Source organism: Virgibacillus phasianinus (genome assembly GCF_002216775.1).
GTDB lineage: Bacteria > Bacillota > Bacilli > Bacillales > Amphibacillaceae > Virgibacillus_F > Virgibacillus_F phasianinus.
The window spans coordinates 3461627-3474775 of record NZ_CP022315.1; the positions used below are offsets into that span (position 1 = coordinate 3461627).

The following is a 13149-nucleotide window of genomic DNA, read 5'->3' on the forward strand; positions in this document are numbered from 1 at the left end:
ATGCATTTCTATATCCAGTTAACTGAATTTTTATATTATTAGTATAGCACAAAATAGACAGACACTTCCAAGGTAAAGAAGTGTCTGCAAAAAAAGTCGAAACTAGTATAGTTTTCCTTGACGGTATAACACGGTTGATAGTTTAGAAACCGCATGTATATAACAATTTTGGCGTAGTGAATGCGGATCACCAAAAAATTGTGGAAGGACAGTATCGAACGTCTTTTTCATCTTATCGAACTGTTTCGTATGAACTTCTTCCTCCGTATAAAATTGTGTTTCTCTTCCTTGAATCCATTCAAAATAAGACACAATTACCCCACCAGCATTTGCTAAAATGTCTGGAACAATAATGACCCCCTTTTCACTCAGGATTTTATCCGCTTCCGCTGATACAGGTGAATTAGCACCCTCCACAATAATACGTGCCTTTACATCATTTATATTATCCGCATGAACTTGGTCCTCAAGAGCGGCCAAGAACAACACATTCACATCCATTCCTAGCACATCATCCCGGTTCCTTACTTTTGCTTTGATTTCCGCGCTGGTGAGTTCTTCATCATCGATAGGCAAATCTCCGTGTTTGGATTTCCCGTTCACCTGTACCAACATCTGGAGCTGGAATGTCTTTTTCAGGACCAAGAATTTCACTGAAATACTGGATATATTTTTTACAAATCAGGTTTAATTCCTTTACGCCGAATTCACGTGGATTAATAATTACACCGCCCTTTCCACCGCCAAATGGAACTTCATGAAGGGCATTCTTTAACGTCATCAATGACGCTAAATTAACTACTTCTTCTTCGTTTACAGATTCATGAAAACGAATACCGCCTTTGTACGGTCCAAAGATATTATTATGCTGCACGCGAAATGCCGGAATCCGTACAACCTTTTCATTTTCTAAGGCTACCCGTAAAAATGATTTATTCACGTGATTTGGTGTGGAGAGAATCGATACCAATGAGGTAAACGCCTTTTCCCTAATTCCATTCTTCAAGTCTGGTAGGAAAGATTCGTCGTCATAAAGTGCATTTAATGATTCTTGTACAATCGCGCTAGTTTGTTTAGACATAAATAGAATAACCCCCAGTAGATAAATTTTTCTAACAAATGCCTCTACTAGTGGTTACCCTATTCTTTCTATACCTATGCTGCCGATTTACAATAAAAATACGGCGATTAACGTGGAAATGAGCAAACCTGCCACAACTGGTATAAAGTTTTTCCGAACCAAATCCATTACAGATACACCACAAAATCCTGCAATGGCAATCAAGGATGACCATGCAACAATCGTTCCGCCACCAGTCCATATAGCACCCATTTGACCGATAGCCGCCAACGTTTCCGTATCAATTGCGCCATTATTAAGGGAAGCTGCCAGTGCGCCTGTCAGTGGGAGCCCTGAGAATCCGGAGCCGTCTAAACCAGTAATTATCCCAATGATTAAAACACTGAATCCTGATAATAAGGCGCTTTGTGGCAAGAATTCCTGAACAGACTGCACAATATCAAACAGGAATGCTGGCGGATTTTCGCCCACCCCAAGAATACTTCCAGCAAAATCTGCACTGCCCAGGAAGAAGAAACCAGCAATTGGAATAACAGGCCCCATTGCTTTAAATGCAAAAATGAAGCCTTCCGTGATGTGACCACTGATATAATCAAGTGAATGCTGTTTTCCAAATGCCACCGTTGCAAGGAGTAACAGTATAACAGCTACACCACCGATGAATGCAGCGCCATCACCACCTTCTAAACCACTCATACGACCGGAAAGCAGTTTGGTATAAATCATATATACCACGACAGCTAACAGTGACAATGGCACTAAGATTGCAAAAACCTTACTCCATGTTGTAAGATGAGTGCCTTTCGGCTTATTCGTTGATTGTGTTTCTGTTTGTAACCCGGCTAAATCAGCTTCGATTAATGGACTATCCTTCTTTCGAATTGTTTTGCGATAAAGCAAATAGGCAACTAATATCGCTACACCACCGGTAATCAAGGATAAAATTAATGAAGTATCTGCCACTGCTGCTGTACTGATACCAGCTGACTTAGCTGATAGGCTTGGCGCCACCTGTACGATATAATCTGAAGACAGCGCCATCCCCTGACCCGCTAATGCAATTGCCACAGCTGCAGTCATCGCCGGCAGGCCTGCACGTACCGCAGCAGGAACCAGCAAGGCGCAAATGAGTGGGACTGCAGGCGTTGGCCAGAAAAATAACGAAATGATGTAGGTTACCCCTATCAATACAAAGAATGATACATGACCATTTATCATCATTTTTTGTATTGGCTGAATCATTCGCCGGTCTGCACCAAGATCCCTTAAAGAATGAAGCAATGCCATCATAAATGTAATAATTAAGAAGATACTAAAGAGCTCTTTCGCTGCTACTAGATTAGCATTAAAAATGGCAGTGAAACCATCAACTAAATTCCCCTTAAATACCCATGCAATGACGAATGTACCAAGTAAGGTCGGAAGCACAACCCCTTTTTTAAATATCATTGTCCCGATAATCACTAACGTGAAAAAACCATATAACCAATGTGATACAGTCAATTCCATCGTTCTTCTCCCTTTCTCACACCCTTTATTTTTTGATGTGCTATAGCCTATGCATTTTTAACAAAAGGAGTGAACGAAAAATTAAGCCTGGTATGCATGGTGGCGGACCAAAATGGCTAATAACCAAGAAAAAACAGCCTCCCAAATCGGAGGCTGCTCATTCTTTCCCGTTATCTTGTTTTTCGGCACAATCATTACATAATAACTTGCCATTTTCCTGATATCCATCAAAAAACCCATTCTCACAATACACATTGGTGCCGCATGATTGACAAGGGCCAATTAACTCACGCATGGACTCACCTCTTTTAAATTAATTATAAACGATACCTGGGTATTTAAGAACCTTTTCAACTGGATTAAATACAGTTAAACCTTTCGCCAAATAAGGGAACCATTTTGACCGCCAAAACCAAAAGAGTTCGTCAATACAGAAGTGACTTCTTGTTTTTTTGACCTCTCCCGAACCAAATTCGGTGGAGCGTCAGAATCGGGTTGATCACAATTAAGTGTCGGCGGTAAAATACCTGACTTCATCGATAACAAACAGGATATGCTTTCGATTGCTCCAGCGGTGCCAAGTAAATGTCCAATTGCACCTTTAATCGAATTAACAGGTATTGCTGCTAAATCATCCCCAAAAACACGTTGAAGTGACTTGGACTCAGCTGTATCACCAGCGGGAGTTGCTGTTGCATGGGCATTTACATAATCGATGTTATGTGCTTGTAAACCAGCTGTATCAAGTGCACGCTCCATGGCAATTACTGCTCCGTCACCGTTTGGATGTGGTGCTGTTTCATGGTATGCATCATTCGATGTACCGTAGCCCGCAAGTTCACCATATAGTGTAGCTCCACGTGCGACTGCTTTTTCATATGTTTCAAGAACCAAAAAGGCTGCACCCTCACCTGCAACCATACCCTTCCGATTGGTGTCAAACGGTCTGCTCCACGCAGACTTATCTTCCGGCCCGTCCATCGCTATTGCACCCGCCGAGCGCAAACCGGCAAGTATTACTGGTGAGAAAAGCGATTCCGCACCGCCAGCTAGCATCAGGTCAACTTCACCCCTTTGCAGCATATACATCGCCTCTCCAATAGAATTGGCGGATGCTGCACATGCTGTCGTGTATGTCATTGCGGGGCCTTGAAAACCGTATTGCATCGCAAGTGCGGATGCAGCCGCATTCGGAATTGACTTTGAAAGAAGCCGTGGACTGACCCGCTTTTTGGGATTGTTAACTAGTTGAACTGTACCTTCACCAAGTGTTTGCACACCACCATAACCTGTTCCAACGGTAATACCCATACGCCTTAAATCTTCCCCTTCCAGGTTAACCCCGGAATCTTCCATCGCTTCTTGAGCTGCAATAAGACTTAGTTGTGTAATGCGGTCTGTATTTCTTACCTGCTTCTTTGAAAGATATTGCAGAGGATCTAAATCTTTTAGTTCTGCCGAGACAGGGCTCCATTGAGATAATTCAGGCTCCTCTGTCTCTTTTATGGCTGATTGTCCATTTACTAAACCATCCCAAAACACCGGTATTCCGACCCCAAAAGGCGTGACAGCGCCAATGCCAGTTACCACAACACGCTTGGCTTTGGATTTCGTCATGATGATTCTCCTCCTTTCTTTAATGTTTCGTGTTTACCTAAATATTCTTCAGCCCTTTCCCGCAGCCGAAACTTTTGAACTTTCCCTGTCCCACTAAGCGGCCAGTCTTCTTCGTGAACAAACCATACGTGCCTAGGCACTTTAAATCGTGCTAAATGTTCACCGCACCATCTGACAATATCGCGTCTTTCACATGTCGCACCTTGATTGAGCTCAATAAAAGCGCCGCCCATTTCACCTGCCAGAGCATCCTTTACACCGACTACATACACTTGGTTAACAGCCGGGTGAAGCGAAATAACCTCTTCCACTTCTTTGGGTGCAACATTCTCTCCAAATGTCTTATATAAATCTTTACTTCGCCCAAGAAACTCCAGGTAGCCATTTTCATCAATTCTTCCCAAATCACCTGTATGGAACCAGCCATCTTTATCAATATCTGCTGCATTCTCTTCAGGTTTATTGTAATAACCATTAGTAACAAAATTCCCACGAACAATAAATTCACCAACGGAGCCTTGTGTAAGTCGCTCTTTCGTATATGGATCAATCACATCGTATTGGATATTTTTCCCGCCATATTCTTCTTCACCACTGCTTCCACCTGGTTTTACGCGGCCGACACGGGTTGTTACAATTTCAATGGAATCTCCAACCTCTGTATGAACAGTCGCTGCCGTGGCTTCTGTTCCACCGTAACCTGTGCAAATTTCAGTTAATCCCAGCTTTTCTACCGCCTTTTTCCAAACTGGTACTGGCGCAGGTGCCGCAGCGCACATCATGCCAAATAAAGACGAATAGTCATATGTTTCAAGATTGGGCTGCTTTAAAATTGAAATTAACATCGAAGGAACACAAATATAATCTGTTGCATGCGTTTTTTCTAACAGTTTTAGAACCTCACGTGGACTGGAATCCGTGCAAAGGACGATTGATCCTCCTACAAACGAGGCAGCCATAAACCCCTCTACATAGGCGAATACATGGTACATCGGTAACGTAGTGAAAATTCGCCTTCCATCTTCAAAAGCACGACTTAACGCTGTACTGTATGAACAGCGAAGCAGCATGTCATGCGTTAACATAACGCCCTTTGGCATGCCAGTCGTCCCGGATGTATAGATAATATCTGCAATTTCATCAGGATAACAGCTTTGAGCAAAACGCAAGTCAAATGCTTCATCTGAAACAGATGAAGCACGAGCAATAAAGTCATTCCATTCAATGAAAAATTCGTCATTATGCTGCTCCACCGTTGACAGACCGTTAGGGATCGTAACCACCTTTTGTATTTGACTTTGGAGGCCCTCAGCCTTTTCATCCTTTACTATTATTTGCTTGACATTCCTTTGCAATGGATTACTTTTAATTTTGTCATGTATGAATAGCCACTGCACATCAGACTGACGGAACATGTATTCAAGTTCATCCTCTTGCAGCATGGTATTAATGGGAATACAGACAGCACCAATTAACGAAATACCTATCTTCAGCGCTACAAACTCTGGTTTGTTGTCCATTATAAGGGCAACATGGTCACGTCTCCGTATTCCTAGTGCAAGCATTGCCTTGGCTGCATTCACACTGTCCCGCCAGACTTCCTCGTATGTATAATGTGTACTGGAAGTTACTAACAATGGACGGTCAGCGTATTTCTGACATCTTTCCGCAAAGTGCTCACCTAATGTTTTGCGCTGCCATACAGGGAAATCATTTTCCAAGCTTTCACGTCTTTGCTGGACACTTATAACCATTACAAACACCTCCGATTAATATTTTATGATAATTATAGAATTACCTAATAGGTATTACTTTAATCTTCTGTTTTTTTAATTTCAAGTATTCTACTCAGTCCTGCATTTGTTACCAGAGACTTTCCATCGTGTATTCAAATTAAAAAAATTGCTGAAATAAGGGGCGATAAGCCCATTTATTCCAGCAACTTCCACTCTATGATTCTTTATATTATGCCGCATTTATTAAAGTTCTAGGCTGCTTATGGAACAGAAAGAATACAGCAATTGTACAAATGATAAATGATGGAAACATGTAGGATAGATTATAAAGTAAAGAATACATCCATACCGATTGCCCTTCAATTGCAGATTTAAAGAAGAATACCCCTGCAAAAAAGTGTGCTAAAAAGCGTAACGCTGACCCTAACAATACCCCAAACATGATGTACGTTAAATATTCCTTTGTATGCCCCTCTTTAACAGCTTTTTGTATCTTATTTGCAAAAATCCCAGCAAAGCCCAAGACAGTGAAGGCTACACCATAGTCCAAGACTCCTTGAATTGGAGTTAAGATATAGGCTGTACCGATGGCAACCTGCAAGATCCCCCACAAAAATCCGGACAAGAGACCACCCTTAATCCCCCATCTAAAAGCTACAATAAAAATAGGAATCATTGCCAGTGAAATCGACCCACCCTGTGCCCATATTTTAAAAGACAGGAATGGAGCAAGGTCAAGTACAAGTGCCAATGCTGTCAGTATTGATACTTCAATTAAAAATAAAATCTTTTTTGAACGCAAACTAACTACCCCCCAATTTTAGTCAAACAAAAAAAGCAATGCCTAGGGGAAGTTTCCTGATGGGAATCCTTGCACATTGCTTTTATCCATCAAAAAGTCACGATCCCTACGCTAGTATTAACTAACAGGTTCAAAGGGTAAGAACAAATAAATATGTTCACTCTCAGCCAAATGGCTCCCCCTGCAGGCTTTTCTTTACTTTTTTGTTACCTTTATTATAAAGGAAATTTAATTGATTAACAATACTAAGAAATTGCCAGAAATTCCTCTACATCCTTGATACATAATTTCATAGCATTTTCCCAGAAATCGGGTTTTGTAAAGTCAACGTTTAAATGTTTTTCAGCCAATTCTTCAACATTCATCCGTCCTGTATCCCGGAGTAATGCAGCATAGTCATCTTCAAAATTGCCATCAGATTCTAATGCATGTGCATACAATCCGAGACTGAATAAATAGCCGAAAGTGTAAGGAAAGTTATAAAATGGCACACCTGTGATATGGAAATGCAGTTTGGATGCCCAGAATTTTTCATCATAGTCTTCCAGTTCATCGCAATAGGCTTCTTTTTGTGCGTCCACCATCAGTTCATTTAATCGCTCGACAGTAACCATACCCTGTTTTCTTTCTTCATAAAAACGACTTTCAAACAAAAACCTGGCATGTATGTTCATAAAAAATGATATTCCCCTTTGCACTTTATCCTCGAGCAGTGCTTTTTTCTCATGCTTGTCTTTTGCTTGTTTCACAGATGCATCTGCCACAATCATTTCCGCAAATGTTGATGCAGTTTCCGCGACATTCATCGCATAACCCTGATTTAATCCATGAATATCATTCATCACATGCTGGTGGTATGCATGACCGAGCTCATGTGCTAGAGTTGCTACGTTGGAGGAGGTCCCGGAAAATGTCATGAATATACGGGTCTGCTCACTGTCCGGAAAGCTGGTACAGAACCCGCCAGTGCGTTTACCTGCACGATCTTCCGCTTCTATCCATCGTTTTTCAAAAGCCATTTGAGCAAAATCAGCCATTTTAGGGCTGAATGTCCGAAATTGTTCTACGATAAAATCGGCACCTTCTGAAAACGAATACATCTTAACAGAATCTGAAATTGGTGCGCCTATATCATACATGCTCAGCTTTTCACGTCCCAATAATTCAGCCTTCCTTTGCAAAAACTGAACAAATGGCTGCTTGTTTCTTGAGATGGCTTTCCACATCGCATCAAGTGTTTCTTGTTTCATGCGGTTGATTGCCAGTGGCTCTTTTAAAACATCTGCCCATTTCCGATGCTTGTACTTTTGCAAACGAAAACCCGCCAAATGATTAAGTGTTTGTCCCAATAATTCTGCATTCGCTTTCCATTCTTTATCAATTTGTTCTGCTGCATGTTTGCGTACTGCCCGATTCGGATCACTTAATTTATTGGAAGCCTGTCCCATTGAATAGGATGTTCGCACCCCATTCACTTCTAATTCCACCCCCATGTTACCAACCACTGTGTCATACATTTGACTCCATCCCTGATAGCCATCAATCGCTAAATCATTCATCAAGACCTCTTGTTCAACAGGTAATTGGTCCTTTGCTGCCTGTCTGGCTTCATTTAAAACAAATGCCACCTCATGAAGAATAGGATCTGTTAAAAGATTTTCCCATTTCTTATCGTCAATTTGCATTATTTTTTGATCAAAATTAGTTTTAATTGCATCTGCTTCCGCTTTTAATTCACTTCTTTTTCCAACCAGCATTCCTGCCTTCGCATCTTTTACGTTCTGTGCACTGAGACAACTAATAAATGCGAAAGCCTCCCCCAGTCTTTTTGTTGTATATTCTAATTGGTTAACAACGCTGGTCAATATATCAGCATCAATATCATGCGGATTTATTTCCATTACGGATTCTGATAGTCCCCGCAAAGATCGCTTGATATCATCTAGGTAAGTGTTAAATTGCCCCGATTCACTTCCGCCTTGAAAAATCGTGTCTAAATCCCATGTAGTTTCATATGTTATTTGCATCCAATCTCCCCCATATTTGTAGTTACTTCTCCATTATATCGATGATTTCGAATATTTACAGTACTTTTAACTTAATATTGCCCCAATCTCAGAAGATGCATAAATATTAACGATTCCATAATCCCGCGTTTTTATTATGTATACATGCGGATATGGATTCCCATAAATCTGATATTGCAACCCGTTAAATTTCGCCGGTTTAAGGAAACCAACCTCATTCCCTTTAATTGGTTGTTTATTTAGTGGATATACCCGCCATGTATCGGCTGTCGCAGGTAAACGCAGAACCTCCTTACCACTTCCTGCTCTCTGTTTTGGAGGTGCATAGTCATGACTAGTATACAAACAAAACCCTCTTACAACAGCCTCTGCATACTCTCTCCAATTGGATTGAAGCTGCTGAATATCATCTTTTGTTGAATCAGCAAATCCGTATTCAATGATTGCTGTTGTTACATTTCCTGTATTTCGATTCATAAAATAATAATCCAGCCTCGGGTTGGACGGTAATATTCGGGTGAAAACACGTCTTATGTTTTGTCCAGAAGCTTTTAATTCCTTCGCCACTTTTTCTGCCATCCTTTTTCCTCCATATATGGAATGAATGATTTCTGCTCCGTCTCCGCCCCCTGCGTTAATGTGATTGGAATGACAAAACGACGCCCCGCTATTTCGAACGATTCTAGTCCTTGCTTCTGGCGACAACGTGATATCTGTACTCCTTGTCAATTCAACTGGAATACCCAATTGGTTATACCGCTTAAATTGATACAATGATATTGCAAGACTCATTTCTTTCTCTTTCCAGAATCGATTTGAGCCCCCGCCAGGATCTCTTCCACCATGACCCGGATCAATAATTAATATTGGTTTCATCCTTCATTCCTCCTTTTACCACGTTCTATCTTTAAATTCGATAGCTCGTAATAAAAGGTGGCGTTGCCCGGCTCGCCGGCTTGTTAATGAAGTGGACGATTATCTGCAACAGCCTGCTTTAATGCCTGCTGCATGTAGCCCATCCCTGAAAATGTCTCCAGTGGAAACTTCTTTGGCATGTCACAATTAAAACTATCCGCAATAACCTTTTTATATTTTTTACCCGCCAGAATAATTAGTTCATCATAGCGATCCAGTTGTTTTTCTCTAACCTGTTGTTGTAGACGGTCAATCGTGATAATTTCCGTTGAATTATGTTTTTGCTTAAACGTCACATCGTAATTTTCATCAACAATATCTGCAGGTAAGAGAAACCCGTGTTTTGCTGATAGAACCACCCACTGATCAGTAAATTGCAACGCATAATTACGGCATAACCTGTGAAATGTTCCAATATACGTTTGGCTCGCCTTCGCTGGACCATGGTCTCGTTGCTTATCCCAAATTTTCTTCTTTCCACATGGAATAATACTTAATTGTCTCATGCGTTCATCACCTCTGGGAGTAAATATTTCTTTCATCCAGTTTACCATAATAGTTTTTGCTAGTTGTTTATGAAAATAATTAGTTGGGTAAACTATCATTATATTAATGCAAAATAGTTACTTGACATCACTGCATAATAATTATATACTAGGTATCGAAAAGTAACCAACATATAAATGATTCTTGGAGGTAGTTAATAATGGCAAAAGTAAAATGGAATGTTGACGCAGCACACAGCTCGTTAGAATTCGTTGTTAAGCATATGATGATTTCAAAAGCAAAAGGTGTTTTTAATGACTTTGAAGCAGAAATCGAAGCAGATCCAGAAAATCTGGAGGATGCTAAAATTGAATTTAACGTAGATATCAGCAGTATTGATACGCGTAAAAAAGATCGTGATGATCATTTACGCTCTGCCGACTTTTTCGATGCGGAAAACCACCCAAAAATGACGTTTGTTGCAACAGATATAAAAAAGAAATCTGATAACAATTATGATGTGACTGGTGATTTAACAATACGTGGAACAAAAAAACCCGTAACATTTGATATTGACTATGAAGGTACAGGTAAAGATCCATGGGGCAATGAAGTAGCTGGTTTCAGTGGATCAACTAAAATCAGCCGGAAAGAATTTGGCTTAACATGGAATGCTGCACTTGAAACCGGTGGCGTTATGGTTGGTGACGAAGTTAAAATCAACGTTGAAATCGAAGCAGTTAAACAAGCATAATACGCAACTATTCTGAAGACCCTACTTTAAATAAGTGGGTCTTTTTTTATTCAAATATATTCCAAATTTTGTTTGAATATAGTGAGTTGAGGGGTAATGATTAAGTAGGGATAAAGTGAAACTTTATCCGGCGGGGGAATTATTGCCCGTCAAACAGCGATAATAATATCCAGAATTTAGCACGGAAAACGCATGATTTTTTGCATCAGTGAAAAGCTATCATGATGGTAGTTTAAATTTAATCAAGAGGAGGTAACATTGTGCCGTTAAATGTCGCGCAAAAATTAATCAAAGATCACTTGGTTTCAGGTTCAATTGAAAAGGGCAAAGAAATCGGCCTGAAGATTGACCAAACATTAACACAGGATGCAACAGGAACTATGGTAATGCTGGAGCTTGAAGCAATGGGTTTAGACTATGCAAAAACCGAGGCTTCTGCACAGTATGTCGACCATAATTTAATTCAGGTTGATAGTAAGAACCCAGATGACCACTTATTCCTTGAAAGTGCTACACGAAGATTCGGGCTCCATTACAGCCGCCCGGGGAATGGTGTTAGTCATCCTGTTCACATGCAGCGTTTAGCAAAGCCTGGGAAAACCTTACTCGGTTCTGACAGTCATACATGTGCCAATGGATGTATGGGAATGCTTGCTATTGGTGCAGGCGGAATCGATGTGGCAATGGCTATTACCGGCGAACCTATCTACATTAAAATGCCAGAAGTTATGGGTGTGGAACTAACTGGTGAACTTCCAGACTGGGTAAGTGCAAAGGACGTCATTTTGGAAATGCTGCGCCGTTATGATGTTAAAGGTGGCGTTGGCAAAATCATCGAATATTATGGACCAGGTCTCGAGCATCTTTCCGCAATGGATCGTCATGTAATTGCAAATATGGGTGCAGAGCTTGGTGCGACCGCAACCGTTTTCCCATCTGATAAAGAAGTCAAACGATTTTTGAAGGATCAAAACCGGGAAGATGATTGGATTGAGTTGAAAGCAGATAAAGGTGCAACTTATGATTTAAATGATACGATTGACCTCTCCAAACTGGAGCCATTAGTGGCGAAACCATCCAGTCCAGGAAATGTAGTGAAAGCAAGCGAATTAAAAAATACCCCAATTTACCAATCATATATTGGATCATCTGCTAATCCGGGATTCAGAGACTTTGCTGTTGCAGCCGAAATTGTAAAGGACCGCCAAATTGCAGACAGTATTTCCTTTGACATTAACCCTACCTCACGGCAAATGCTTACGAATCTGGTACAGGAAATGCACATCGCAAGTTTACTTCAGTCTGGAGCCAGATTGCACCAAGCAGGCTGTAATGGGTGCATCGGTATGGGGCAAGCGCCTGCGACTGGCCGTAACAGCCTGCGAACTACACCACGAAACTTCCCGGGACGTTCTGGTTCCAAAGAAGACAGTGTATTCCTATGCAGTCCCGAAACCGCTGCAGCATCTGCTTTAACTGGAAAAATTACGGATCCGCGCACAATGGATTTTAAGTATCCAAAGGTCAAAGATCCTAAAGATCCAAATGTAGATGATCGCTTATTGGATAAACCTTTATCCTACGACGATGCCCAAAAAGTTGAGTTAATTAAAGGACCAAATATTGTTTCGATCCCAGAAATGGATGCATTACCCGATGAATTAAATCTTCCTATACTACTTAACGTTGGGGATAATATCTCGACAGACGAAATACTTGCAGGTGGGGCGCGCGTCCTCCCCTTCCGCAGTAATCTTCCGGAAATCAGTAAATTCACCTTTGAAGCGGTTGATCCAACATACTATGACCGCGGAATGGAAAGTAAAGATAGAAGCGGCCATGCAATTGTTGGTGGTTATAATTACGGTCAAGGTTCAAGTCGTGAACACGCAGCGTTAGCACCGAGATATCTAGGACTTCGTGTTGTAATCGTAAAAGACTTTGCCCGCATTCACTGGCAAAACCTTGTCAACTTTGGTGTGGTTCCGTTAGTATTCGCAAACGAAGAGGATCAGCATAAACTAAGCCAAGGTGATATTTTAGAATTTAAGGATTTACGCAATAAAATTCAAAACAGTAATGAGTTTTCTGTATCAATTAAAGGGAAAAGTGATAAAATTGATGTCCGCCATACGTTATCAGAACGTCAGGTTAACATCATTTTACACGGAGGTCTCATAAACTGGATCCGTCAAAAACAAACATCATGATAAAAGAAAAAC

Annotated in this window: 10 protein-coding genes, 1 pseudogene and 1 riboswitch; of the genes and pseudogenes, 2 read left to right on the forward strand and 9 right to left on the reverse strand. The window is 40.9% G+C overall.

Annotated features, from left to right (window positions below):
- Positions 1-102: 102 nt before the first annotated feature.
- The 9 genes and pseudogenes from CFK37_RS16740 to CFK37_RS16775 form a co-directional block, all read right to left on the reverse strand.
- Positions 103-1081 (reverse strand): annotated as a pseudogene (locus CFK37_RS16740) (Glu/Leu/Phe/Val family dehydrogenase).
- 87 nt (positions 1082-1168) lie between these two features.
- Positions 1169-2590, reverse strand: a complete 1422-nt coding sequence (locus tag CFK37_RS16745; protein WP_089062945.1) for a hypothetical protein — start codon at positions 2588-2590, stop codon at positions 1169-1171.
- A 157-nt stretch (positions 2591-2747) separates the two neighbouring features.
- Entirely contained in the window at positions 2748-2885 is a 138-nt protein-coding gene (locus CFK37_RS20210) for a hypothetical protein (RefSeq protein ID WP_172840522.1), read from the reverse strand.
- 74 nt (positions 2886-2959) lie between these two features.
- On the reverse strand, positions 2960-4207 hold the full coding sequence (locus CFK37_RS16750) for a beta-ketoacyl-[acyl-carrier-protein] synthase family protein (RefSeq protein WP_089062946.1): 1248 nt from the start codon (positions 4205-4207) through the stop codon (positions 2960-2962).
- On the reverse strand, positions 4204-5961 hold the full coding sequence (locus tag CFK37_RS16755) for a class I adenylate-forming enzyme family protein (RefSeq protein ID WP_089062947.1): 1758 nt from the start codon (positions 5959-5961) through the stop codon (positions 4204-4206). Before CFK37_RS16755 ends, CFK37_RS16750 begins: the two co-directional genes overlap by 4 nt.
- Before the next feature lie 211 nt (positions 5962-6172).
- Positions 6173-6745 (reverse strand): energy-coupled thiamine transporter ThiT, encoded by a 573-nt coding sequence (gene thiT / locus CFK37_RS16760; RefSeq protein WP_089062948.1) that lies wholly within the window; start codon positions 6743-6745, stop codon positions 6173-6175.
- An 86-nt stretch (positions 6746-6831) separates the two neighbouring features.
- Positions 6832-6937: riboswitch (TPP riboswitch) on the reverse strand.
- Between the two features lie 53 nt (positions 6938-6990).
- Entirely contained in the window at positions 6991-8772 is a 1782-nt protein-coding gene (locus CFK37_RS16765) for a M3 family oligoendopeptidase (protein ID WP_089062949.1), read from the reverse strand.
- A gap of 66 nt (positions 8773-8838) precedes the next feature.
- Complete coding sequence (locus CFK37_RS16770) at positions 8839-9648, reverse strand: N-acetylmuramoyl-L-alanine amidase (protein WP_089062950.1); 810 nt, start codon at positions 9646-9648, stop codon at positions 8839-8841.
- Between the two features lie 83 nt (positions 9649-9731).
- Positions 9732-10193: a DUF6884 domain-containing protein gene (locus CFK37_RS16775; protein WP_089062951.1), complete on the reverse strand. Its 462-nt coding sequence runs from the start codon at positions 10191-10193 to the stop codon at positions 9732-9734.
- Between the two features lie 200 nt (positions 10194-10393).
- Here CFK37_RS16775 and CFK37_RS16780 point away from each other — a divergent pair, with 200 nt between their 5' ends.
- Both CFK37_RS16780 and CFK37_RS16785 read left to right on the forward strand, forming a co-directional pair.
- Complete coding sequence (locus CFK37_RS16780) at positions 10394-10927, forward strand: YceI family protein (RefSeq protein ID WP_089062952.1); 534 nt, start codon at positions 10394-10396, stop codon at positions 10925-10927.
- 260 nt (positions 10928-11187) lie between these two features.
- Entirely contained in the window at positions 11188-13137 is a 1950-nt protein-coding gene (locus tag CFK37_RS16785; protein WP_089062953.1) for an aconitate hydratase, read from the forward strand.
- The last annotated feature ends 12 nt before the right edge of the window (positions 13138-13149 follow it).